The organism is Minwuia sp. IMCC3060, from assembly GCF_029909435.1.
Taxonomy (GTDB): Bacteria; Pseudomonadota; Alphaproteobacteria; order Minwuiales; family Minwuiaceae; genus Minwuia.
Map to the genome: position 1 here is coordinate 2,043,084 of NZ_CP123782.1, position 22,303 is coordinate 2,065,386.

The following is a 22,303-nucleotide window of genomic DNA, read 5'->3' on the forward strand; positions in this document are numbered from 1 at the left end:
ATACGCGGATGGCCATGACTTGTCCAGCGGGCAGAGAGGTCACGGAAAAACCGTGGTCTCAGGAACCCTTTACCCGGGCCACCGCATTCTTCAGCGAGGTATATTCGGCGCAGCCGAAGGTGCAGATCGAATCGAGCGCAGCCAGATGCTTCTCCGCCTCGGCCATGTTGCCGATCTCCAGATAGGCCTGACCGATATACTCGTGCGCACCCTTGTGCTCCGGATCGATGTCCAGGGCCGTGCGGTAGGACGAGAGGGCGTCGAGATAATTGCCGCTCTTGCGATAGGCATAGCCGAGATAGTTGAAGGCGTCCGCGTTCCCCGGGTCCTTGGCCGTGGCCAGTTCCAGGTTGGTGATCGCCGTCTTCCAGTCCTGAGCCTCCACCGCGGCGACACCGCGGTCATAGGCAGCATTCGAGGGCTTTGCCTTGCTGCTGGAGGAATCGTCGCTGGAACTTGATCCCATGGCCGAAACCGCAACCGGTGTCAGGGCAAGCGCACCCATGGTGAGGGCCACCGCAACGCCGCGCGTAAACTTCGACATCATTAAACTCCTTCACGTGGTTTGATCGTGACCGGGCTGCTGCAGACACTACCGGATATCGCTGCGCAGGACAGCCGCAAAAAAGCCGTCCACGCCGTGACAATACGGTGACAGCCGCAGTTCCCCTGCCTCTGTAACAGCCCCTTCGGGCAGTGATACTCCGGCCTTTTCAGCCATATCCCGGCAATCGACACGCACAAGATGCGGAAGCTGTCGCATCAGTTCTGTGATCACGCTCTCATTCTCGGCACGCAGGATGGAGCAGGTGACGTAGATCAGCAGGCCGCCCGGCTGCAGCAACGTGGCGGCACGTCCGGCAATCTGTATCTGGCGCACCTGATGCTGCTCCAGTCGCGCCGCGTCCAGGCGCCAGCGCTGTTCCGGCTGGCGACGCCAGGTGCCGCTGCCGGAGCACGGCGCATCGACGAGGACGCGATCCATGCGTCCGACCAGTTCCTGCGGCAGGTCGCCCTCCGGATCGATCCGTCGGCTCTGCACATTGCGCAGTCCGGCACGGGTTGCCCTGGCCCGCAGCCGCTCCAGCCGGCGCACGTCCACGTCCAGCGCATGCAGCTCGCCGCGGTTCTCCATGCGCGCGCCCATAGCCAGGGTCTTGCCCCCTGCCCCGGCACAGAAGTCAGCAACCTGCTGGCCCGGCTCCACCCCGACCAGCGCGGAGACGAGCTGACTGCCCGCATCCTGAATCTCGATGGTGCCGTCGCCCAGCAGTGGATGCGCATTCAGGTTCGGCCGTCCTGCCAGCCGGACCGCCGTTCCGGTCCAGCCCCACGCCGTGGCACCGATGCCATCGGTTTCCAGACGCGCCAGGACCGTGTCCCGGTCCGACTTCTGGCTGTTCACCCGGATATCGACGGCAGCCACGTCCTGGAGCTGCGCCAGCAGTTCCTGCTCCACGCCCTCTCCGTAGGTCTCCGTCAGGTCCGCCAGCAGATGCGCAGGGAAACCGGCACGGTCCGGCAGGGGCGCTTCGGCAGCATCCTGCGTCCGGGCCAGGTCCAGGGCCGTGGTCTCGTCCGCCGTGGGCGGAACCGGTCCATGGGCCGTGGATTCAGCGGGCAGCGCAGCGGCGTCTTCTTCAAGCAACAGGGAAAGAAATACCCGCAAGCGATTGGTGATTGGCAGATTTCCCTGCACCAGACGCCAGTCAATCAGCCCGCGCTGGCGCAGCACCGTGAACACGATCTGGCCAACAGCGCGACGGTCACCGGACCCCGCGTAGCGCCGCTTCCGGAAATAGTCGCGCATGATCCAGTCGGCGGCCGGTGCCTCGGTCTCGATCCGGTCAAGCAGTTCGATGGCGGCCTGAAGTCTGGCGGCGGGGGTCACGTCCCGGTGCCGACGCGATCAGTGTCCGCCGCCATAGTTGGGAGCCTCCCGGCTGATCTCCACGTCATGGACATGGCTCTCCCGCAGGCCTGCGTTGGTGATGCGCAGGAACTCGCAGCTCCGGTGCATGGTCGGGATGTCGACGCAACCGGTATAGCCCATGGCCGCCCGCAGGCCGCCGACGAGCTGGTGCACCACCTGGCTGACCGCACCCTTGTAGCCGATGCGCCCCTCGATTCCTTCCGGGACCAGCTTCAGTTCGTTCTTCACGTCTTCCTGGAAGTAGCGGTCGGCGGAACCACGCGCCATGGCGCCGAGCGAGCCCATGCCGCGATAGGACTTGTAGGACCGGCCCTGATACAGGAACACCTCGCCCGGCGACTCGTCGGTGCCGGCCAGCAGGGAGCCGATCATGGCGCAGGACGCGCCTGCGGCGATTGCCTTCGCCAGGTCACCTGAGAACTTCACGCCACCGTCCGCGATCACCGGGATCCCGGCATCCCGACAGACACTGACCGCATCCATGATGGCGGTGAGCTGCGGCACGCCCACACCGGCAACGACCCGCGTCGTGCAGATGGACCCCGGACCGATACCGACCTTCACGGCGTCGGCCCCGGCATCGACCAGGGCGCGGGCACCGTCGGCGGTGGCGACATTGCCGGCCAGCACCTGGGTGTAGTTCGAGCGCTTCTTGATCTCCGACACGGCCTCCAGCACCCGCAGGCTGTGGCCATGCGCAGTATCGACGACGACCAGATCGACACCGGCCTCGATCAGTGCCTCGGTGCGACGCAGCCCCTCCGGCCCCACGCCGGTGGCTGCCGCGACCCGCAGGCGCCCCTGGGCGTCCTTCGAGGCATGCGGGTGCGATTCCGCCTTCTCGATATCCTTCACGGTGACGAGACCGACACAGCGATAGTCCTCGTCCACCACCAGCAGTTTCTCGATGCGATGCTGATGCAGCAGCCGCTTCGCCTCTTCACGGTTCACGCCGCTGTCCTGAACCACCACCAGGCCTTCCCGCGTCATCAGTTCGGAAACCGGCTGGCGCTTGTCGGTGGCGAAACGGACGTCTCGGTTGGTGATGATGCCCACCAGACGCCGGGTCTTGCGTTCCACGACGGGAATGCCGGAGATCGACCGGGTATTCATCAGCGCCAGCGCATTGGCCAGCGGCTCGTCAGGGAAGATTGTGACCGGATTGACGACCATGCCGGATTCGTAGCGCTTGACCTTGCGCACCTCCTCCGCCTGTTCCTCGACCGTGAAATTCTTGTGGATGACGCCGATACCGCCCAGCCGCGCCATGGCAATCGCCATGGGGGCCTCCGTCACCGTGTCCATGGCGGCAGACAGGACGGGCACGCCAAGCGCGATTTCCCGCGTCAGGTTGGTGGCGGTGCTGACCTCCCCCGGCAGAACACCGGATTCGCGCGGGGCGAGCAGGACATCATCGAAGGTGAGGGCTTCACGGATCGTGATCACGTCGGAACTCCTATGGCAGCTCCGTCAGCGACGGAAACGGAGTAGCCCAACAGGCGCGAGACCGGAGAAAATTCCGTTCGCGGCAAACGCGGGCTGGATTGATTGTTGTGCGACTTATGCCATCAGTCAGGCTTTGCAACCAGTTCCGCGACTCACGAAATCCCCGGACCAAGCGCCGCAGTCCCGGACCGTCGAACCAACCCCTTGGAAATCAGGCGTTCTCCGCCTCCGCCTCGGCCGCGAAATCACCGTCGATCGCGGTCCCGTCATCAAACATGTAGGGGTAGAACTCGCGAAAGCAGTCGCGAATCTCCTCAAAGGGCATGTCATTGCGATGCCCGCGCTCCTGCACATACTCCATGTGCCGGTCGCCATCCGCTGTAAACGGATGGAAGACGGAATCGTTCTCACCGTCGAAGTCGAGCGGCATGATCCGGAACTTGTCGCAAAGTTCGATATTGAACGCCGGTGTCGCCTTCACCCACTTGCCGTCGATGAACAGCTCCGTGAAGCCGTGATAGTAGAAGACATCGGTGCCCATCTGGTCGCTCATGCGCTTCGTGGAGACATGATTGCGCACATCGGCAAATCCCAGCCGCGCCGGAATGCCCTGCCCCCGCGCCGCCGCGGCCAGCAGACCGGCCTTGGTGATGCAGAAACCGCTGTTGCGCTCCAGACAGGCACTGGCGCGGAAATGATCCTGCGTCATGCGCACGCCATAGGGGTCGTAATAGAAGTCATCACGAACGGCGTAATAGAGCTTGATCGCCTTCGCCTTCGGGTCCGTCTCCAATCCCACCACCTTCCTGGCGAAGGCAACGATTCCCGGATGATCGGAATCGATCAGGTCGGTCGGCTGCAGACATTCGGCAATGTCGGCTTCGCTCCGGTCGTTCATGCTTTATCTCCCCTGAAACGTGAATTGATGATCCAGCGTACGATCTCCGGCGTCAACTCAGCGATTCCCTTCCCACCGCACCATCCAGAGGAATGGAATGACGGCGAGTGAGACAACGCCGAACAGCCAGAAAGCGTTCAGATACCCGATCATCGATGACTGCCGCCCGATCTCGCCGGCGAAAGCGGCCACCCCCTGCAGACTGTCCAGATTCCAGGCCCCCGCCGAGGATGGATACTGGAAGTTCTCGTTGAAGGGCGAGGCATGGGTCGTCAGGTCGGAATAGTTGATGTTGCTGGTCCGGATGACGACGGCAATGCTGATGGAAATGAACAGGCTGGAGCCGAAATTGCGGATCAGGTGAAAGACCGCACTGCCCTCCCCCGCGTCCCGGGGATGAAGTGTGGCAAAGGCAATCTGTGTCGTCGGCACCCAGGTCATGCCCACTCCGAAGCCCTGCAGCATGCTGGTCCAGGCCACGTCGAAGGCCGTCAGGTTGATGTTGAAGCCTGCGATATAGAGACCGGCAATGCCCTGCATCAGAAAGCCGAGGGTCATCCAGCGTCTGGGGTCATATTTCGACAGCCAGACCATGGCCGTGAAGGCGATCAGCGTGCCGACACCGCGCATCGCCAGAAGCCAGCCGATGTCGGTGTCCGGAAAGCCGCGCAGGTGCTGCAGCAGCGGCGGAAACAGCACCATCGGCGTGAAGTTCAGCATGCCGAAGATCAGGATGAACAGCATCCCGAAGGCATAGTTCCGGTCCTTGAACAGCTTGAAGTTCAGGAACGGCTTGTCCGCTGTCAGGCTGTGGACGATGAAGATGTAGAACGCCAGTGCGGCCAGGCCGAGTTCCAGCATGATCTCCATGGACTCGAACCAGTCCTCCCGCTCGCCGCGGTCCAGCATCAGCTGGGTTGCGGCCACGGCAATCGACAGGCTGATGAACCCGGTCCAGTCGAGACGGATCCGGCCCGGCGTGGCCAGATCGCGGACGATCACCAGGATACCGGCAAAGGCCAGCACGGCGCAGGGCACGATCATGAAGAAGACCCAGCGCCAGCCATATTCCTCAGACAGGTAACCGCCGAGGGTCGGCGCGATGATCGGCCCCATCACCACGCCCATGCCGAAGATCGACATGACGCTCGCCTGCTTGTCCTTGGTGAAGGCCTGCAGGACAATGGACTGGCTGGTCGGCACCATGGGTGCGCCGCACAGGCCCTGAAACACGCGATAGATCACGATTTCTGTCAGTGACGACGCCATGCCACAGAGCATCGTCGAGATCGCGAAGCCCGCCACCGAGTACATCATGACCTTGCGCTGGCCCAGCCGCGCGATCAGCCAGCCGGTCAGCGGCGTCATCACCGCCGTCGCCACGATGTTGAAGGTCACGACCCAGGCAATCTGGTCCTGCGTCGCGCCGAACTCCCCCTGCATCTTCGGCAGGGCGACATTGGCGATCGTCACCGTCATGGCGTAGAGCATCGTCGACATGGTCAGTGTCCCGACCAGCAGCGCCTGCGCCATTGTCGTCTGTGGTGGTGCGACGACTGAGGGGGTGACACTCATGCTCGGGGCAGCTCCTGATGCAGCGCGGGAAGGCCAGGACCGCCGACCGGGAAGCGCCTGCCCTGCGGCGGGAATGGTGGTTGACCGAATGACGCTTCTCGTCATCCTCTGGCTGTGAGGCCATCGTCGTCAGAAAGGGTTTCGGGCGCAACCATGTCCAGAACAGACCAGCACCACGGAATTGTGGGGGCAGCGCGGCGCGTCCTGATCGCACTGTCCACGGCCCTGATCGCCGCTGTGCCGTCTGCAGGGACGGCCGACGCCGCCGATTGCCGGGAGGTGCATCTGACCGATGCGAGCACCGGTGCGGTGCTGCGCGGCATCGAGGACCTGGCATGGCACGCCCCCAGCAAGCGGATCCTGCTGTCCGCCCATGATCGCTGGGCCGACGGGGATGCGGACGAACCGGTCGCCAACGGCATCTATGCCATCTCGTTCCCGCGCCTGAAGCGGGAATTCATCGAGGTCTCGCGCCCGATTGACCTGCCGGTTCCGAACCTCACCGAACTCTTTCAGGAGGATCAGGTCCTGCACCCGCACGGGTTCGCGCTGTGGGAACCGGAACTGCCGAAGGCGGGCTTTCTGGACCAGCGCATCGGCAAGCAGACCGGGCGCCTGATGGTGATCAACCATCGCGAGATGGGAACCGCGCGGCGCGATGACGGCACGGCCGGAACCTCGATCGAGGTCTTCTTCGTCGCCCCGAATGGCGCGCTGGATCATGAAGGCACCTATTCGCATCCAGACATATGCGCCGCCAATGACCTGGACGCCCTGGACGGGAACACCGCCATCGTCAGTCTGGATCGCGGCGCCTGTGGCGGGATCGGCGCCTTCTTCGAACTGCTGCTGGGACAGGAGCGTTCGAAGATCGCCATGGTCGATCTCACACGCGCCGACGCGCCGGAGATCCTTGATGACCGTCTGGCATTCGCGAACGGCGTCCTTGTCGACCAAGGCGAGAAACCGACTGTCTATGTGGCGGAGACGCAGGCCGACCGGATCAGGGCCTACGAACTGATCGACGGGCGCCTGAAACGACCGGCCAGGACCATTCCCGTGCCCGGCGGACCGGACAACCTGGACATGGATGTGGACGGAAACCTGCTGACCGCCGTGCATCCCGACACGATGGACCTGTATTTCTACATGCGGAAGTGGCCGTTCTTCAGCAGTGCGCCGACACGGCTGATCTCCCTCGACCCGGACAGGCCGGACAGCTGCACCCTGTTGCATGATGACCCGGACGGCGACCCGGTCAGCGGCGCCACCGGGGTTCTGCGGATCGATGGCATGCTGATTGCCGGGTCTGTCACCGATGATGGCCTGCTGCTCTGCCGCGCGCCCGCGAAGCCGGCAGCCTGCGCGGAATGAGCCACCTCGTCATCTTCGACTGCGACGGTGTCCTGGTGGACAGCGAGCGCCCGGCAAACCGGCTGCTCACCCGCTATCTCAACGACCATGGCGTCGCGATAGAGGTCGAGGAGACGGAGGCGACGTTCGTCGGCCTGTCGCTGAGCAGTTGCGCGGAGCTTGTGCTTGAAAGATTTGGCGTCCGGCTGCCCGACAGCTTCGTCAGCGACATCCGGACCGGCACCGCCGAGGTGCTGGCGCGGGAAGTGAAGGCCATTCCCGGTGTGCGCGGCGCGGTGGAGCGGATCACGGCCCTGACCTGCGTCGCATCCTCCGGCGAGGTGAGCAAGATGACCCTCACCCTCGGCACGACCGGGATCATCGATCTGTTCGCCGGACGACTGTTCTCCGCCACCATGGTGAAACGCGGCAAGCCCGCGCCCGACCTCTTCCTGCATGCCGCCCGCGAGATGAATGTCGATCCGCGCGCCTGCGTCGTCGTGGAGGACAGCCCCTTCGGCCTGCAGGCGGCGCGCGCGGCGGGCATGCGGGCGCTGGGCTTCACCGGCGGCAGTCACCGTGATCACGATCGTGACCGGCAGATGCTGCTGGATGCGGGTGCGGAGGGGGTTTTTCAGCACATGGATGACTTGCCGGAACTGGTGGTTCGCGTTTAACCTTCCCGGATAAATGAACGGCGGTCATCAATTCTGCCGACATTGCCCGGGAGGCACAGCATGAACGAACAGACACCGGTCGCCGACGCACCGCTCTTCAACCCGTTCTCGCCGGAGTTCCTGCGCAATCCCTACCCGTCATTCGAGTTGCTGCGCGAAAACCAGCCGCTGATGAAGACGCCCCTGGGATTCTGGGTCGCATCCCGCTACGCCGACGTGCAGATGATCCTGAAGGACCGCCGCTTCGGGAAGGGTTTCGACGAGCGCATGAAGATGCGTAACGGTGACGATGTCTTCGACAATCCGGTCTACGCCAACATGCGCACATGGATGCTGGTCCAGGACCCGCCGGACCACAGCCGCCTGCGCGGCCTCGTCTCCAAGGCCTTCACGGCACGCCGCATCGACGGATTGCGTCCCCAGATCCAGACGCTTGTCGATGAGTTGCTGGACCGGGCGGCACCGCGCGGCCGGATGGACTTCATCCGGGACTTTGCCTATCCGCTGCCGGTGAACGTGATCTGCGACATGCTCGGCATCCCGCCGGAGGATCGCAGCCACTTCGAGTTCGGTTCCAAGATCTCCGGGCGGCTGATCGACCCGACCCCGGTCAGCGCAGAGGAACTGCAGGAGATCGGCGACGGCTTTTCGCGGCAGGAGGCCTATTTCCGCGACCTGTTCTCCCGCCGCCGCGCCGAACCGCAGGACGATCTGACGACGGTCCTGGTGCAGGCGGAGGAAGCCGGCGAACGGCTGACGGAGGCGGAACTGGTCGGAAACGTGATCCTGCTGTTCGGCGCCGGGCACGAAACGACCGTCAACCTGCTGGGCAACGGGCTCCTCGCCCTGCTGCAGAACCCGGACGAGTACGCCAAGCTGCGTGACAATCCCGATCTGGTGCCGGGCGCGATCGAGGAGATGCTGCGCTTCGATTCCTCCGTGCAGATGACCGGCCGCACCGCGATGGAAGATGTCGAGGTCAATGGCGTCACCATTCCGAAGGGCGACCACATCATCAATCTGCTGGGGTCGGCCAATCGCGACGGCGCCGCGTTCGACGCACCGGAAAGCTTCCGCGTTGACCGCAAGGATGTGCGACCGATGTCCTTCGGTGGCGGCATTCACTTCTGCCTCGGCGCCCAGCTTGCGCGGGTGGAAGCCGATATCGCATTCCGCAGCCTGCTGGCGCGACTGCCCGATCTGCGGCTGGAGAAGCCCGACGAGCCGGACTGGCGTCCGACATTCACCTTGCGGGGCCTGACCTCCCTGCCGATCGCCTGGGGCTGACGGCCAGCCGGTCCCGGGCTGCCGCGATCTTCCTGCCCGGACCCGCGGATCGGGACACGGGAGATACCCGCCATTCGTGAACCGGTCTGGACCTGTGCCATTTCACTGGTATCTTCCGCCGTCGCCCGCTTAGTGCAATTGCTGGAGAACCATGATGGCCCTGTCCGAACCGGCCCAACGCGCCCACCGCCATACGCGCAAGATCGAGATCTGCGGATATGAGAGGGAAGATGGCTTGTGGGACATGGAAGGCATGATCTCCGACCACAAGCCGGTGCCCTACGGGAACATGATGGAACGGCGCGACGACGGCATGGTTCACAAGATGTGGCTGCGCCTGACCGTCGATGAGGACATGATGATCCATGCCGCCGAGGCCTGGTCGGAAATCACGCCCTACAGCATGTGCAAGGAAGTCGCGCCGAACTTCGCCGCGCTTGCCGGCCTGCGGATCGGACCGGGCTTCAACAGGAAGGCCCGCGAGAGGGTCGGCGGCACCGCGGGCTGCACCCATATCGTCGAACTGCTGCCACAGATGGCCACGGCCACCATGCAGACCATCTGGCCGATCAAGAACATGGGCGGCAAGAAAGCTGACGGGCGCCCCGGAATCCTGAACACCTGCCACGCCTGGGCAGACTACAGCCCCGTGGTGAAGGAGAAGTTCCCGGATTACTACGTGGAACCGAAAGCGGGCAAGATCGACGCCTGATCCCGGACGCCAACGCCGGAGAAATGAAGTATCAGACTACCCCTTTCACTCATCTGATGCGATTGGTACTGTGATCGCACGGTTCTTGCATCGACGCCAGGGTTAACAGTTGAGATGCTGGATCGGTAACGATTTGGCACATCTTTTCATGTCACCTTCGCGTTTTGGAGTCGGGGAGTGTCAGACATAGGTTCCGGACGGCGGGCAGGACGGATTGGCCAGGGGTGGTTGCGTTACGCAGCGCCGCTGATTGCCATTGCCGGTGTTGCTGCTGTCGTTCTGATCTTCAATGCCGACCTTTTCGCGGGCGAAGGCAAGATCGCCATCGGCCCCAAGTCCGTCAGCGCCCTCGTCATCATCATTGTCCTGATCGTCGGTGTCCTGATCGAGGATGCGCGGCGTAAGTACATGCGGCTCAACAGCCAGAACCATCGCATGACGGAGATGGCGGACCGCCTGTCTGAGACGGTCGAACTGCTCAACGACATGAACTCCACCCTCCGCGCCAACGAGGAACGCTATCGCGGCCTGGTCGAGACCCAGCATGACCTGATCGTGCGACTGGACTCCCGCGGCCGCCTGAGCTTCGCCAATGAAGCACTCGGCCGGACCCTGGGGATCAGCAACGAAGACGCCATCGGCAAGCCCCTGACGGTCAATGTGGCCGTCGAGGAGGGATCGCAGCCCTTCGACCTGCAACGCATCAGCATCCCCCCCTACCGCGCCAGCTACGACCAGCGTGTCCTGACCAGCAACGGCTGGCGCTGGATTGCCTGGGAAGATGTGGCGCTGCGCGACCCGGACGGACGCATCACCGAGATCCAGCGGGTCGGGCGCGACATCACGGACCGCAAGGAGACGGAGCGGGAGCTCGGCGTAGCCCGCGACGAGGCGGAGGCCGCGAACCGCGCCAAGTCCGGCTTCCTGGCCACCATGAGCCACGAGATCCGCACCCCGATGAACGGTGTTCTGGGCATGACCAGCCTGCTGCTCGATACCGAACTGACGGCAGAACAGAAGAATTACGCCGATGCGGTTCAGGAATCCGGCCAGTCGCTGCTGACCCTGATCAACGACATTCTCGACTTCTCCAAGATCGAAGCCGGCTATCTGGAGTTCGAGAGCATTGATGTCGATATTGCCGGACTGTGCGAGAAGATCGCCGAACTGCTGGCGCCCCGGGCGTTCGAGCGCGGCATCGAGGTCATGGCCATGGCCGACCCGGACATTCCGCGGCACCTGATCGGTGACCCGGGCCGTCTGCGCCAGGCCATCGTCAACCTGGCTGGCAACGCCGTGAAATTCACCCACGAAGGCGGCGTCGTGATTGCGCTGCGCCTCTTGCAGGACCGGCCCGATTCCGCGGCCATCCGCGTGGAGATCATCGACAGCGGCATCGGCATCCCCGAAGACAAGCAGGCACAGTTGTTCGAGGAATTCACGCAGGTCGATTCCTCGGTCTCCCGGCGTTACGGCGGTACCGGCCTGGGTCTGGCGATCACCCGGCGTATCGTCGAGAAGATGGGCGGCGAGATCGGCCTGATCAGCGAAAAGGAAAAGGGCAGCACCTTCTGGTTCGAGATCGAACTGAAGAAGGCCAAGGGCGGCACTTCCCCCCGCGCCGAAGCGCGTCTGGACCAGAAACGCATTCTGGTGGCTGAAGCCAATCGTATCGCCCGCTGGGCGCTGGCCGATCAACTGACCGACGGCGGCGCGATTGCGAAGCGCACCTCCAGCGGCGGGCAGGCACTGGAACTGCTGCGCGCCGCGGCTGCCAAGGGCACACCCTACGATTCCGTCCTCTTCGACGGGTCGCTGGAAGACGTTCCCGCGACAGAATTCATCGAACAGCTGCGGGCGGACCCCAAGCTCGCATCGACGCGCGCCATTGTCATGCTGCCGGTCAGTCGCCGCGCCGAGAACGAACCGCTGAAGAATGCCGGTTTCGATGGCTATCTGACGAAGCCGATCCGCCGCCGCTCTCTCTACCGTCTGCTGACACCTGAACTGGAAGTGGACGATCAGGTCGATGTGAATGACGACGACGATGATGCCGCCAGGCCGGTCAGGGCCGCCAGTTCCGGTCCGCTGCGGATCCTGCTGGCGGAGGACAACGAGATCAATCAGATGCTCGCTCTCGCCCTGCTGGGCAAGAACGGCCACAAGGTGACCGCGGTCGAGAACGGCGCGGAGGCCGAGATCGCGGTTCGTGACAATGACTTCGACCTGGTGCTGATGGATATTCACATGCCTGAAGTCGATGGTCTGGAAGCCACCCGTCGCATCAGGGCACTGGATGGCAACAAGCTCGATATCCCGATCATCGCCCTGACCGCCAACGCGATGGCAGAGGACAAGCAGATGTGCCTCGACGCCGGCATGGACGACTATCTGGCCAAGCCGATCAACGAGGCGGAACTGAACGCGGCCATGGAACACTGGCGGGCCGGACGCAGTGCCGGTCCGCGCACCTGACGTCCCCTGCCCGGCAGCATGCAAGGACGCCCGGTGACCGGGGATGCTTGCATGCCCCCCGACTTTACCGATAGAGCATTGGGACATGATCATGTCGATCATCTGCTGAAGGGGATGCACCATGTCAGGCAAGGACGCTCTGCTGGCGAAGATCAGCGCGGCCAATCAGGGCAACCCCCTGCGCAGATCACCGGAGGAATTGGCGGCACGGATCGCCGATCCGAAAGCCAATCTCATTCCCGCACGCGCAGACCGGCCCGAGCCGGAACGCTATGCCCTGTTCCTGGCGAAGTGCCGCGAACTGGCGATCACCGTTGACGAGATTGCGGCCCCTGAAGCGGTCCCGCAGGCGGTTGCCGATTACCTGAAGGGCCTGAACCTGCCTGGCAGGCTGAAGCTGTCGCCGTCGCCCGATGTGACGGATCTGCCCTGGGACAGCGCACCGCTGCTGGAGGTTTCCTCAGGTGCCGCGGAGATTACCGACCAGACAGGCGTAACGCCCGCTTTCGCCGGCATCGCGGAGACCGGAACGCTGGTTTTCGCCTCCAGTCCGGAGACTCCGCCGACCCTCAACTTCGTCCCCGACAACCATATCGTCGTCATGCGCCGCAGCCAGGTCGTGCGCGCCATGGAGGACGCCTTCGGCATGGCACGGGAGCGGTTCGGTGCCGGGGTGCTGCCGCGCACGCTCAATCTCGTTTCCGGGCCATCCCGCACCGGCGACGTGGAGCAGAAGATTGTCATGGGCGCGCATGGCCCGCGTCGCCTGCATGTCGTGATGGTGGATGACATGGCTGACGGTGTCGGACGGGATGCCGCCGGCGAGGACTGAGGACATGGCCCGCGTGCCCCGCAGACCGAAGGGCAAGACCGGCGACAGGGATGACACCGACCTGTGGCAACGGGTGGCGCAGACCGTGACTCCCCTGCCCTCGACCATGGAACGGCTGAAGGATCTGGAGCGGCGTCGCGCGGAGGCCGCTCAGCCTCCAGCAGGCACGGAGACCGCGAAACCCGTCGCATCCAGGGGCAGCAGCCGGAAGAAGTCGACGACACCTCCCGCTGCTACACCAGCGCCCGTACAGCCAGCCACACCACGACCGATGACCCCCACCGAACAGCCGTCACCTGCCGCCCGTGGACGCGTTGCGGGACTGGATCGGCGAACCGCGGAGCGGCTGCGCAAGGGCACCTTCCAGATCGACGCGAGGCTGGACCTGCATGGCCTCAACCGCGAACAGGCTCATGCGGCCCTGCGCCAGCGGGTGCGGGCCTGTCATGCCGCTGGGCTGCGGTGCCTGCTGGTCATCACCGGCAAGGGCAACAGGGGCCGGACGGAAAGCGACAGTCCCTACTTCAATCCTGAGCCACCCGGTCGTCTGAAACGTGAAGTGCCGGGTTGGCTTGCGGCCGGCGACCTCGCCCCCCTGGTCCTGTCAACGGCACCGGCCGTGCCGCGCGACGGCGGCAGCGGCGCACTTTATGTCCTGCTGCGACGGCGTCGGGATGACAGGCGGGATGACAGCGGATGACGCCCTTCGGCACGCGTGTCAGGGCGCTGCGCGAGCGTCAGGGACTGACACTCAGCCGCATGGCGGCGGACCTTCAGCTCACGCCTGCCTATCTCTCGGCGCTGGAGCATGGTCACCGCAGTCGCCCGAGCTGGTCGCTGGTGCAGCAGATCATCGACTATTTCAATCTGATCTGGGAGGACGCGGACGACCTGCGCGAGCTTGCCCGCATGTCCCACCCGCGCGTCGTGATAGATACCGCCGGTCTCAGCGCGAAGGCGACACTGCTGGCCAATCGCCTGGCGGCAGAGATCGCGGCGACCGATGAGCGTGTCCTGGACGAGATGCTGACTGTCCTGGACCGTGCCGAGCGGCCGGACAGTGCCGGAACCGACAGCGATCCGCCCTGAGGGCCTCTACTGCTGACCGACGCCCAGCAGCCCGTTGCCGAACAGTTGCTCGAAGAAGCCCAGCTTCTCACCCTGTGTCGGCGTTGTCCGTGACGCGACCCGGATATCCTTGGCGTCCTTCAGGTCATATTCCCTGATCTTCTCGACACGCCCCACCTCGTCGAAGTCGACGGCGACGACCTGCTGGCCCACCACCTCCGCATCCAGTTCGGTGATGCTCTCTATCTGTTTCGAGATGTAGTACCAGGTATCCGCATTCTCCCGGAACGTCGCCACGCTGGACGGGCTGCCGAGAATGTCGCCCACCTGTTGCTGTGTCGTGATGCCGGGCTGGATGCGATCGATGCGTTCCCGGTCGAGGTGATAGCCCTCGACATGCGTGTCGGGTGTACAGGCCGCGAGCAGGCCCGCAACAACGGCCAGAACCATGAAATTCCTGCGTCCAAACATGTCGTTCCGATCCACCCTGACCGTCCGGCCATTGACGCCGGGCCCTCGCGGACCTAGCTGTTGCTTTCCGATTGCCCGAACCGCACCGTCCGAGTCAACTGCGGAACCCTGAAGTCTGCTGCGGAAGACCCCAGATATCATGTCCCTGTTCGATCTGATCAAGCCCGACCCGATGCGAAAGACCGCCCACTCGCTCTACAGCATGGCGGGTGAACAGGCACGGCTGCCCTTCTTCTACACCGACTGGAACGTCGACGACACGTTTGACGGGCGCTTCGACCTGCTGGTGCTGCACGTCCATCTGCTGATCCGCCGCGCGAACAAGGAGGCCCGGCCTGCCCCGCGGCTGGCGCAGTACCTGTTCGACGTGATGCTGAAGGATCTGGACCAGGGGCTGCGCCTCTCCGGCGTCGGGGACATCGGCATCGGGCACAGGGTCAAGAAGATGTCGCACGCCTACTACGGGCGCGCGACAGCCTATGATGCGGCGCTGGACGCAGGCGACGCCATGGCCCTGCAGCAGGCGCTGCACAGGAACGTCTATCGCGCGGACCCCGATGACGACGCCACCCTGCCGGCGCTCGCGGCCTATGTCATGGCCAACTGGGACATGCTTTCAGCACTGCCCTTCGCGGACATGGCGGCCGAGCGTTTCACGTTCCTGATGCCGGACAGGGAGGTCTGATGATGAAACACAGGGACACGACGGATTCGGTCGCGGAAATCCCGCCCTTGTTCAGTCACTGGGTCGACCTGTCCGATATCGACCAGAAGGGCCTGGAAGTGACGCTGACGCTCGACGAATCCGCCCGCGCAACACTGGCGGAGGCCTTCGACCTGCTTGATCTGCCCGCCGTCAGCGCGCAGGCGACGATCTGGCCGGCTGATGAAGGTGTCACCCTGCGGTTTCACCTGCGTGCACAAGTGGTGCAGCAATGCGTCGTGACCCTGGAACCGGTACCGGGCGATGTTGACGAGACGATCACGTTGCATTACACGCCACGGGCTGTTCTGGATGAGACACATCGTGTAGTCGATATCGCCGACGACGATGATCCGCCGGAACCTCTGGACGGGGATCGGCTGGATCTCGGCGCCGCGGTTGCCGAGCATCTGGCATTGTCGCTTGATCCGTTTCCGAGGAAAGCAGACGCTGTCCTGCCGCCGTCCGCGACGGACGGAAAGCACGAAGCAACCGGCCCCTTTGCGGCGCTGGCACGACTGAAGCGAGATGAGACATGACCCTGCCGCACGGGCGGAAGGGTTTTAAGGAGTAGAAATGGCTGTCCCCAAGAAGAAAGTAACGCGGTCCCGCCGTAACCAGAGGCGCGCCCACGATTCCCTGGTCGCGACCGGTTCGCACGAGTGCGCCAACTGCGGTGAGATGAAGCTGCCGCATCATGTCTGCGCAGCCTGTGGCCACTACAAGGAGCGTGAGGTGTTCGAGGCTGACGAGGCCATCTGAGCCCCGTCGCCTGAACAGGCACACGCAGCATGAGCCGTCCCCTGACACTATCACTGGATGCCATGGGCGGTGACCACGCCCCTGGCGCGGTTGTCGACGGGATCACTCATGTCCGCCTTCAGTATCCTGGCATACGTTTCCTTCTCTTCGGTGACGAAGCGAAGCTGAGACCGCTTGTGCGTGGTGACCTGGCGGACTGTGTCGAGATCCGTCACGCGCCACGCACCGTTGGCTCGAACGAGAAGCCGAGCCAGGCGCTGCGACGTGGCGGCGACACCAGCATGCGCATGGCCATCGACGCCGTCCGCGACGGTGACGCCGATGGTGTGGTTTCCGGTGGCAATACCGGTGCCCTGATGGCCATGGCACTGTTCTCCCTGCGGCCCCAGGCCGGTATCGACCGTCCGGCAATCGCCGGCTTCATGCCGACCGAGTGCGGGGAGAGCGTCATGCTCGACCTCGGCGCCAATGTCGTCTGCGATGAAGACAATCTGGTCCAGTTCGCCCTGATGGGGGCCACGTTCTGTCGCGCGGTGCTGGGTCGGGTGCATCCGACGGTCGGTCTGCTGAACATTGGCGAGGAAGAACTGAAGGGCAACGAGATCGTTCGCGCCGCTGCGGAGCGGCTGCGCAACATCAAGGATGCCGGTTTCCACTATCACGGCTTTGTCGAAGGCCACGACATCACGCGCGGCGTGGTCGATGTGGTCATCACTGACGGCTTCAGCGGCAATGTCGCACTCAAGAGCCACGAGGGGGCGGCGCGGCTGGTCACCTACACGATGCGCCAGGCCATCAACGCCTCCTGGATCGCCCAGCTGGGCTTTCTGATCGCCCGTGGCGCCTTCAGGCGGCTGCAGAACCGGCTCGACCCCAACGGCTACAATGGCGGCGTCTTCCTGGGGCTGAACGGGGTCGTGGTGAAGAGCCACGGCAGTGCCAATGCCACCGGTGTCGCCAGTGCCATCCGCATCGCCGCCGACATGGTTCAGGACGGAATGATCGAACGAATCGCTCAGGACTGCCAGACTATCGACCTTCTGGGTGGGGAAATGCAGAAAGCGGGCAACGCATGATACGTTCCGTGATCATCGGAAGCGGCAGCTATCTGCCTGAACGGGTCATGACCAATGCCGAACTGGCCGGCATGGTGGACACGTCCGATGAGTGGATTGTCGCCCGCAGTGGTATCCGCCAGCGCCATATCGCGGCGGAGGGGGAGACCACCGGCGATCTGGCGGTGGCAGCGGCCCGCGATGCGCTGGATCACGCGGGTCTGCAGCCCGATGACATTGATCTTATCGTTCTCGCCACGGCCACCCCGGACAGCACCTTTCCTGCCACCGCAACCGTGGTCCAGTCCCGTCTGGGCATTCGCCACGGTGCCGCCTTCGACATCCAGGCCGTATGCAGCGGTTTCGTCTATGCACTCGCCACTGCCGACAATTTCCTGAAGGCGGGGCAGTTCCGCCGCGCGCTGGTGATCGGTGCCGAGACCTTCTCTCGCATCCTCGACTGGGAAGACCGCACAACCTGCGTCCTGTTCGGCGACGGGGCCGGTGCAATCGTGCTGGAGGCGATGGAAGGCGACGGCACCAATGCCGACCGGGGCATCCTGACAAGTCACCTGCATGCCGATGGCTGCCATCACGACCTTCTGTATGTTGATGGTGGCCCGTCCAGCACCCAGACGGTCGGGCATCTGCGCATGTCGGGCAAGGAAGTCTTCCGCCATGCGGTCGTGAACCTGTCCGCCGTGATCAGCGAGGCGCTGGATGCCACGGGACTGCAGGCGGAGGACATCGACTGGGTCATTCCGCACCAGGCGAACAAGCGCATTCTGGACGGGACGGCACGCAAGCTGAAACTCGATCCGTCGAAGGTTGTGGTCACCGTTGATCGCCACGGCAATACCTCTGCCGCGTCAGTTCCCCTGGCGCTGACCGAGGCCGTGCGTGACGGTAGGATCCAGCGCGGTCAGTTGCTGCTGCTGGAGGCGATGGGTGGTGGCTTCACCTGGGGTTCGGCGCTGGTTCGCTGGTAACGACTGACACAATTGCGCCGAACTGCTTTGACTCCGGATTGGATTTCGCGCGTAATGTGCCGTAACAACAAAACAATGCCGAATGGCAGTCCGAACAGGCGTGGCAGTGGGGAGCGACGATTATGAGCGGTTCGACAGTGACCCGTGCGCATCTCAGTGAAGCTGTGTACAGGGAAGTCGGTCTGTCGCGTAACGAGTCTTCGGAACTGGTCGATGCAGTTCTGATGGAGATTGCAGATCACCTCGCAAGTGGCGAAACCGTAAAGATTTCTTCCTTTGGAAGTTTTCAGGTCCGCGAGAAAGGTGGCCGCATCGGGCGGAACCCCAAGACCGGTGAGGAAGTCCCGATCGAACCCCGACGGGTGCTGGTCTTCCGGGCCAGTCATGTCCTGAAGGACGAGATCAACCAGGGCCTGCTGGGCAGACCTGCCAGGACCTGAGATGCGGTTGGCCTGACATGGGCCGATCGAGACGCCCTGCCCCTGCAACTTCTTCTACCGGATACCAGCCTTGGCGAAGTCACCAGAAGCGTTCCGTACCATCAGCGAAGTAGCGACCGAACTGGATGTGCAGCAGCACGTCCTGCGGTTCTGGGAGAGCAAGTTCCCCGAGATAAAGCCGCTGAAGCGCGGCGGTGGCCGACGCTACTACCGGCCCGAGGATGTGGCCCTGCTGCAGCGGATCCGGCATCTGCTCTACGAGGAGAAGTACACGATCAAGGGCGTGCAGCAGATGTTTCGCGACCAGGGTTCAGCCGCAAAGAAGGCCCCTGTTGTCGACAGCCTGAGCGTATTGCAGCGACGCGCCATCGAGGATGCGCGGGGCGAACTGATCGAACTTCGGAAAAGTCTGCTTGCGCTGACGACTGGCGATTGATCACGGCAGCCGGAACGACTATGGTCCGCCGCGTCGGAGCGTAGCGCAGCCTGGTAGCGCACCATACTGGGGGTGTGGGGGTCGTGGGTTCAAATCCCGCCGCTCCGACCATTTCCCGACACCCCCTGAAATTCACCTCTGAATTTCTGTTTCAGCAGTACCGCTCCGGCCCTTCCCACTGGGTCGCGGTGTAGCGGTCGCCGTGGCACCAGCCGACCGGCAGAACCTCCTCTATGCGCTTCAGATCTTCCGCGCTCAGGTCCAGACTGCCACCCGCCGCCACTTCGCGCAGATGATCGATGGAACGCGTACCGGGGATCGGCACGATGTGATCCCCCTGATGCACCAGCCAGGCGATCGCCAGTGTCGCCGCAGCCACGCCCATGTCGGCGGCCAGCGCGCGGAACTCCGCATTCTTTGCCAGATTCGCGCTCAGGTTCGGCTCCACGAAGCGCGGGTTGTCCTTCATGAAGGCAATGTCCTGTACCGATGCCTGATCATGTGGCGTGTCGGTCAGCAAGGCCCGCCCCACGGGCGAGAAGGCGACCAGGGTGGTGCCGAACTCGGCGCAGGTCTGCACCAGTCCCAGCTCCGGCGACCGGGTCGAGAGCGAATATTCGGACTGCACGGCCGCAATCGGGTGCACCGCCTGCGCCCGTCGCAGGGAACCGGGTGCAATCTCGGAATATCCGATGGCCTTGCACTTGCCCGCCTTGACCAGCCCCGCGAGGGTCTCCGTCACTGCCTCGATCTCGTGCGCCTTGTCACGGCGATGCACGTAGTAGAGATCGACCGCCTCGACACCCAGCCGTTTCAGACTGCCCTCCAGCTGTTCCGTCAGGTGCTCCGGGTCATTGTTGAAGCGGCGGTCGGGGCTGCGGGTGATGCCGCCCTTGGTGGCGATGGTGAACGGACATTCGCCGCCCCGGCGCTTCAGCCATTCGCCGATGACCGTCTCCGACCGCCCCATGCCGTAGACGTTGGAGGTGTCCACATGGTCGATGCCGAACTCCAGACAGGCGTCCAGAACCTGCATCGATCCCTCGTCGGTCGCCTTGCCGTAGAAATCGGTGAACGACATGGCACCATAGCCGACGACACTGACCTTCGGTCCGTTCTGCCCAAGAATACGCTGCTTCAACTGTTGATTCCTCCCCAAGCCCGCGAATTTGTTGCACGATAGTCGCTGCGGTCCGACCGCAACAGGCATTTTCAGGGGAGTACACCATGGCTGAATATCTTCCGCCCGCCGCCGACTGGGTGCGCGAGCAGGTCGAACTCTACGAGAGCAGCGGCGGCACCAGGGGTACGACGCTGATGGATACCGGCCTGCCCTGCATTCTGGTGACCCACATGGGCAACAAGACAGGTGGTATCCGCAAGATCCCCCTGATGCGGGTCAAGGTAGGGAACAACTACGTGCTGGTCGGTTCCAAGGGCGGGGCGGAGAAGGATCCGGTATGGGTCCACAACCTGCGTGCCAATCCGGATGTCGAGATTCGCGACGCGACAGAAGTCTGGCCGATGCGTGTCCGGGAAGTGCCGGACGGGCCGGAACGGGACCGGCTGTGGGAAGCTGCCGTTGCCGCCTTCGACCGCTACGAGGATTATCGCAGGAAGGCACCGCGCCTGATCCCGGTCTTCCTGGCGGAGCCTGTCTGAACACGCGAAAACAAGAACAATCCTGAGGGGGAAGAACCATGAAACTGACACGATACGGACAGCCGGGCGCCGAGAAACCCGGCGTCTTCGACAGCGAGGGGCAGTTGCGTGACCTCTCGGCGCATGTAGCGGACATCAATCCTGCCCTGCTGGCCGACCTTTCGGTCCTGGACGGTGTCGATGTCAGCAGCCTGCCAGTCGTGAACGGCAACCCGCGCCTGGGTCCCTGCGTCACGGGCACGGGCAAGTTCATCTGCATCGGCCTGAACTATTCCGACCATGCGGCGGAGACCGGCAATCCCGTGCCGAGCGAGCCCGTGATCTTCATGAAGGCAAGCTCCACCATTGTCGGCCCGAACGACGACATCATCATCCCGCGCGGTTCGGTGAAGACCGACTGGGAGGTCGAACTGGGCGTCGTCATCGGCAAATCCGCGAAATACGTGTCGGAGGCGGATGCGCTGGACCATGTCGCCGGATATTGCGTCACCAACGACGTGTCGGAGCGCGAGTTCCAGATCGAGCACGAGGGCCAGTGGACCAAGGGCAAGTCCTGCGACACCTTCGGCCCCATCGGTCCCTGGCTGGCCACGCGCGACGAGGTGCCTGACCCGCAGAACCTGTCGATGTGGCTGGAGGTCAATGGCAAGCGCTATCAGGACGGTTCCACCGCCACCATGGTCTATGGCGTGGCACACCTTGTGTCATACCTTAGCCGGTTCATGACCCTGCACCCGGGCGACGTGATTTCCACCGGCACGCCGCCAGGTGTCGGCATGGGCCAGAATCCGCAGGTCTATCTGAAGCCCGGTGACGTGGTGACCCTGGGAATCGAAGGGCTGGGCGACCAGCGCCAGACCTTCGTCGCCGACAACTAGACTGCCCCGGGAAAGGATGAAGGTGCACTGACCCGCTCTGCCCTGCGGACGTAGACGGCAGCGGCAAGGCCCAGGGCCGATGCGGCCAGCATGATGGTGATCAGGCCCCAGGCCGCGTTCTCCGCGCTCAATACAGTGCCGGTGAACGCGGCCAGTGCGCCGCCGCCGGCGTTGGTCAGGGCGGCGGAAACACCGGAGGCGCTGCCGGCCAGTCCCGGACGCACGGCCATGCAACCGGCGTTGGCGCTGGGCATGGTGATCCCGTTGCCGATACCGACACAGGCGCAGGCCCCGAACAGGATGAGCTGATACACCTGCCCCGAGGCCACAAGCAGCAGCCCGACTGAAAGCCCGCCGCAGGCGATGAGGCGACCGGTGATCATCACGGTCGTCAGTTCGTAGCGGGCGGAGAACCGGCCGGCGAGGAAGCTGCCGAACATGAAGCCCGCCGTGATGCTGCCGATATAGAACCCGAGCCTTGCGGGAGAGATCTCGAAGACCGCGACAGCGACCAGCGGTGCGCCCCCAAGGAAGGCGTAGAAGGCACCTGTGGAGAAGGCGATGCAGAGCGAATAGCCCCAGAACCGCCCGGAGCGGAGCAGTTCCGGGTAGGCCCGGATCTGGTTCATCATCGACGTTGAGCGGCTGGTG

At 63.9% G+C, this 22,303-nt stretch carries 24 protein-coding genes, 1 tRNA gene and 1 pseudogene; 18 read left to right on the plus strand and 8 right to left on the minus strand.

Annotated features, from left to right (window positions below; all coding sequences use genetic code 11):
• Positions 1-58: 58 nt before the first annotated feature.
• The 5 genes from QGV54_RS09570 to QGV54_RS09590 all read right to left on the minus strand — a co-directional run bounded on the left by QGV54_RS09570 (position 59) and on the right by QGV54_RS09590 (position 5,852).
• Complete coding sequence (locus tag QGV54_RS09570; RefSeq protein WP_281017062.1) at positions 59-544, minus strand: tetratricopeptide repeat protein; 486 nt, start codon at positions 542-544, stop codon at positions 59-61.
• A 48-nt stretch (positions 545-592) separates the two neighbouring features.
• Positions 593-1,891 (minus strand): RsmB/NOP family class I SAM-dependent RNA methyltransferase, encoded by a 1,299-nt coding sequence (locus QGV54_RS09575; protein WP_281017061.1) that lies wholly within the window; start codon positions 1,889-1,891, stop codon positions 593-595.
• Positions 1,892-1,909: 18 nt separating this feature from the next.
• Positions 1,910-3,376: an IMP dehydrogenase gene (guaB, locus tag QGV54_RS09580; protein WP_348637706.1), complete on the minus strand. Its 1,467-nt coding sequence runs from the start codon at positions 3,374-3,376 to the stop codon at positions 1,910-1,912.
• 214 nt (positions 3,377-3,590) lie between these two features.
• On the minus strand, positions 3,591-4,277 hold the full coding sequence (locus tag QGV54_RS09585; protein WP_281017059.1) for a transglutaminase family protein: 687 nt from the start codon (positions 4,275-4,277) through the stop codon (positions 3,591-3,593).
• Between the two features lie 57 nt (positions 4,278-4,334).
• Positions 4,335-5,852 carry a DHA2 family efflux MFS transporter permease subunit gene (locus QGV54_RS09590; protein ID WP_281017058.1) on the minus strand — a complete coding sequence of 506 codons (1,518 nt, stop codon included), beginning with the start codon at positions 5,850-5,852 and terminating at the stop codon, positions 4,335-4,337.
• A 153-nt stretch (positions 5,853-6,005) separates the two neighbouring features.
• On the opposite strand from QGV54_RS09590, the gene QGV54_RS09595 reads away from it, so the two are divergent.
• The 8 genes from QGV54_RS09595 (at position 6,006) to QGV54_RS09630 (ending at position 14,277) form a co-directional block, all read left to right on the plus strand.
• Positions 6,006-7,226, plus strand: coding sequence for a hypothetical protein (locus QGV54_RS09595; protein ID WP_281017057.1), 1,221 nt, complete (start codon positions 6,006-6,008; stop codon positions 7,224-7,226).
• The gene (locus QGV54_RS09600) at positions 7,223-7,882 is read left to right on the plus strand and encodes an HAD family hydrolase (RefSeq protein ID WP_281017056.1); all 660 of its coding nucleotides are present in this window, start codon (positions 7,223-7,225) and stop codon (positions 7,880-7,882) included. Before QGV54_RS09595 ends, QGV54_RS09600 begins: the two co-directional genes overlap by 4 nt.
• Before the next feature lie 60 nt (positions 7,883-7,942).
• The gene (locus QGV54_RS09605) at positions 7,943-9,169 is read left to right on the plus strand and encodes a cytochrome P450 (protein ID WP_281017054.1); all 1,227 of its coding nucleotides are present in this window, start codon (positions 7,943-7,945) and stop codon (positions 9,167-9,169) included.
• 154 nt (positions 9,170-9,323) lie between these two features.
• Complete coding sequence (locus QGV54_RS09610) at positions 9,324-9,881, plus strand: DUF2889 domain-containing protein (RefSeq protein ID WP_281017053.1); 558 nt, start codon at positions 9,324-9,326, stop codon at positions 9,879-9,881.
• A 228-nt stretch (positions 9,882-10,109) separates the two neighbouring features.
• On the plus strand, positions 10,110-12,356 hold the full coding sequence (locus tag QGV54_RS09615) for a response regulator (RefSeq protein WP_281017052.1): 2,247 nt from the start codon (positions 10,110-10,112) through the stop codon (positions 12,354-12,356).
• A 121-nt stretch (positions 12,357-12,477) separates the two neighbouring features.
• Positions 12,478-13,188, plus strand: a complete 711-nt coding sequence (locus tag QGV54_RS09620) for an LUD domain-containing protein (RefSeq protein WP_281017051.1) — start codon at positions 12,478-12,480, stop codon at positions 13,186-13,188.
• A 4-nt stretch (positions 13,189-13,192) separates the two neighbouring features.
• Positions 13,193-13,888: a Smr/MutS family protein gene (locus tag QGV54_RS09625; protein ID WP_281017050.1), complete on the plus strand. Its 696-nt coding sequence runs from the start codon at positions 13,193-13,195 to the stop codon at positions 13,886-13,888.
• Complete coding sequence (locus QGV54_RS09630; RefSeq protein ID WP_281017049.1) at positions 13,885-14,277, plus strand: helix-turn-helix domain-containing protein; 393 nt, start codon at positions 13,885-13,887, stop codon at positions 14,275-14,277. The genes QGV54_RS09625 and QGV54_RS09630 overlap by 4 nt, the downstream gene beginning before the upstream one ends.
• A gap of 6 nt (positions 14,278-14,283) precedes the next feature.
• Here the strand turns inward: QGV54_RS09630 and bamE are convergent, their stop codons facing one another.
• Positions 14,284-14,727 carry an outer membrane protein assembly factor BamE gene (gene bamE / locus QGV54_RS09635; RefSeq protein WP_281017048.1) on the minus strand — a complete coding sequence of 148 codons (444 nt, stop codon included), beginning with the start codon at positions 14,725-14,727 and terminating at the stop codon, positions 14,284-14,286.
• Between the two features lie 139 nt (positions 14,728-14,866).
• Between bamE and QGV54_RS09640 the strand changes: the two genes are divergently transcribed.
• The 8 genes and pseudogenes from QGV54_RS09640 to QGV54_RS09675 all read left to right on the plus strand — a co-directional run bounded on the left by QGV54_RS09640 (position 14,867) and on the right by QGV54_RS09675 (position 19,223).
• The gene (locus QGV54_RS09640) at positions 14,867-15,412 is read left to right on the plus strand and encodes a ubiquinol-cytochrome C chaperone family protein (RefSeq protein WP_281017047.1); all 546 of its coding nucleotides are present in this window, start codon (positions 14,867-14,869) and stop codon (positions 15,410-15,412) included.
• Between the two features lie 2 nt (positions 15,413-15,414).
• Positions 15,415-15,969 carry a DUF177 domain-containing protein gene (locus QGV54_RS09645; RefSeq protein WP_281017046.1) on the plus strand — a complete coding sequence of 185 codons (555 nt, stop codon included), beginning with the start codon at positions 15,415-15,417 and terminating at the stop codon, positions 15,967-15,969.
• Between the two features lie 37 nt (positions 15,970-16,006).
• Complete coding sequence (rpmF, locus tag QGV54_RS09650) at positions 16,007-16,192, plus strand: 50S ribosomal protein L32 (protein ID WP_281017045.1); 186 nt, start codon at positions 16,007-16,009, stop codon at positions 16,190-16,192.
• A 29-nt stretch (positions 16,193-16,221) separates the two neighbouring features.
• Entirely contained in the window at positions 16,222-17,268 is a 1,047-nt protein-coding gene (plsX, locus tag QGV54_RS09655; protein ID WP_281017044.1) for a phosphate acyltransferase PlsX, read from the plus strand.
• Entirely contained in the window at positions 17,265-18,236 is a 972-nt protein-coding gene (locus QGV54_RS09660; RefSeq protein ID WP_348637619.1) for a beta-ketoacyl-ACP synthase III, read from the plus strand. Before plsX ends, QGV54_RS09660 begins: the two co-directional genes overlap by 4 nt.
• 122 nt (positions 18,237-18,358) lie before the next feature.
• Positions 18,359-18,676: an integration host factor subunit alpha gene (locus QGV54_RS09665; RefSeq protein WP_348638778.1), complete on the plus strand. Its 318-nt coding sequence runs from the start codon at positions 18,359-18,361 to the stop codon at positions 18,674-18,676.
• Between the two features lie 70 nt (positions 18,677-18,746).
• A pseudogene (locus QGV54_RS19830) lies at positions 18,747-18,971 on the plus strand (MerR family transcriptional regulator); the annotation flags it as partial.
• Positions 18,972-19,146: 175 nt separating this feature from the next.
• Positions 19,147-19,223, plus strand: a tRNA-Pro gene (locus tag QGV54_RS09675).
• Between the two features lie 40 nt (positions 19,224-19,263).
• Here the strand turns inward: QGV54_RS09675 and QGV54_RS09680 are convergent.
• Positions 19,264-20,253, minus strand: a complete 990-nt coding sequence (locus tag QGV54_RS09680) for an aldo/keto reductase (RefSeq protein WP_281017041.1) — start codon at positions 20,251-20,253, stop codon at positions 19,264-19,266.
• Positions 20,254-20,339: 86 nt separating this feature from the next.
• Between QGV54_RS09680 and QGV54_RS09685 the strand changes: the two genes are divergently transcribed.
• The gene (locus QGV54_RS09685) at positions 20,340-20,774 is read left to right on the plus strand and encodes a nitroreductase family deazaflavin-dependent oxidoreductase (protein ID WP_281017040.1); all 435 of its coding nucleotides are present in this window, start codon (positions 20,340-20,342) and stop codon (positions 20,772-20,774) included.
• A gap of 38 nt (positions 20,775-20,812) precedes the next feature.
• Positions 20,813-21,652, plus strand: a complete 840-nt coding sequence (locus QGV54_RS09690) for a fumarylacetoacetate hydrolase family protein (protein WP_281017039.1) — start codon at positions 20,813-20,815, stop codon at positions 21,650-21,652.
• Here the strand turns inward: QGV54_RS09690 and QGV54_RS09695 are convergent.
• A complete protein-coding gene (locus tag QGV54_RS09695; protein ID WP_281020143.1) occupies positions 21,649-22,284 on the minus strand; it encodes an MFS transporter in 636 nt (211 codons plus the stop codon). The two genes, QGV54_RS09690 and QGV54_RS09695, sit on opposite strands and share 4 nt — an antisense overlap.
• Positions 22,285-22,303 lie beyond the last annotated feature (19 nt).

Excerpts from the sequence above, each read along its gene's own strand:
- QGV54_RS09570 (WP_281017062.1), bottom strand. The coding sequence starts at position 544 with ATGTCGAAGTTTACGCGCGGCGTTGCGGTGGCCCTCACCATGGGTGCG.
- QGV54_RS09585 (WP_281017059.1), bottom strand. The coding sequence starts at position 4,277 with ATGAACGACCGGAGCGAAGCCGACATTGCCGAATGTCTGCAGCCGACC.
- QGV54_RS09590 (WP_281017058.1), bottom strand. The coding sequence starts at position 5,852 with ATGAGTGTCACCCCCTCAGTCGTCGCACCACCACAGACGACAATGGCG.
- QGV54_RS09595 (WP_281017057.1), top strand. The coding sequence starts at position 6,006 with ATGTCCAGAACAGACCAGCACCACGGAATTGTGGGGGCAGCGCGGCGC.
- QGV54_RS09600 (WP_281017056.1), top strand. The coding sequence starts at position 7,223 with ATGAGCCACCTCGTCATCTTCGACTGCGACGGTGTCCTGGTGGACAGC.
- QGV54_RS09605 (WP_281017054.1), top strand. The coding sequence starts at position 7,943 with ATGAACGAACAGACACCGGTCGCCGACGCACCGCTCTTCAACCCGTTC.
- QGV54_RS09610 (WP_281017053.1), top strand. The coding sequence starts at position 9,324 with ATGGCCCTGTCCGAACCGGCCCAACGCGCCCACCGCCATACGCGCAAG.
- QGV54_RS09620 (WP_281017051.1), top strand. The coding sequence starts at position 12,478 with ATGTCAGGCAAGGACGCTCTGCTGGCGAAGATCAGCGCGGCCAATCAG.
- QGV54_RS09625 (WP_281017050.1), top strand. The coding sequence starts at position 13,193 with ATGGCCCGCGTGCCCCGCAGACCGAAGGGCAAGACCGGCGACAGGGAT.
- QGV54_RS09630 (WP_281017049.1), top strand. The coding sequence starts at position 13,885 with ATGACGCCCTTCGGCACGCGTGTCAGGGCGCTGCGCGAGCGTCAGGGA.
- bamE (WP_281017048.1), bottom strand. The coding sequence starts at position 14,727 with ATGTTTGGACGCAGGAATTTCATGGTTCTGGCCGTTGTTGCGGGCCTG.
- QGV54_RS09640 (WP_281017047.1), top strand. The coding sequence starts at position 14,867 with ATGTCCCTGTTCGATCTGATCAAGCCCGACCCGATGCGAAAGACCGCC.
- QGV54_RS09645 (WP_281017046.1), top strand. The coding sequence starts at position 15,415 with ATGAAACACAGGGACACGACGGATTCGGTCGCGGAAATCCCGCCCTTG.
- rpmF (WP_281017045.1), top strand. The coding sequence starts at position 16,007 with ATGGCTGTCCCCAAGAAGAAAGTAACGCGGTCCCGCCGTAACCAGAGG.
- plsX (WP_281017044.1), top strand. The coding sequence starts at position 16,222 with ATGAGCCGTCCCCTGACACTATCACTGGATGCCATGGGCGGTGACCAC.
- QGV54_RS09660 (WP_348637619.1), top strand. The coding sequence starts at position 17,265 with ATGATACGTTCCGTGATCATCGGAAGCGGCAGCTATCTGCCTGAACGG.
- QGV54_RS09665 (WP_348638778.1), top strand. The coding sequence starts at position 18,359 with ATGAGCGGTTCGACAGTGACCCGTGCGCATCTCAGTGAAGCTGTGTAC.
- QGV54_RS09685 (WP_281017040.1), top strand. The coding sequence starts at position 20,340 with ATGGCTGAATATCTTCCGCCCGCCGCCGACTGGGTGCGCGAGCAGGTC.
- QGV54_RS09690 (WP_281017039.1), top strand. The coding sequence starts at position 20,813 with ATGAAACTGACACGATACGGACAGCCGGGCGCCGAGAAACCCGGCGTC.
- QGV54_RS09695 (WP_281020143.1), bottom strand. The coding sequence starts at position 22,284 with ATGATGAACCAGATCCGGGCCTACCCGGAACTGCTCCGCTCCGGGCGG.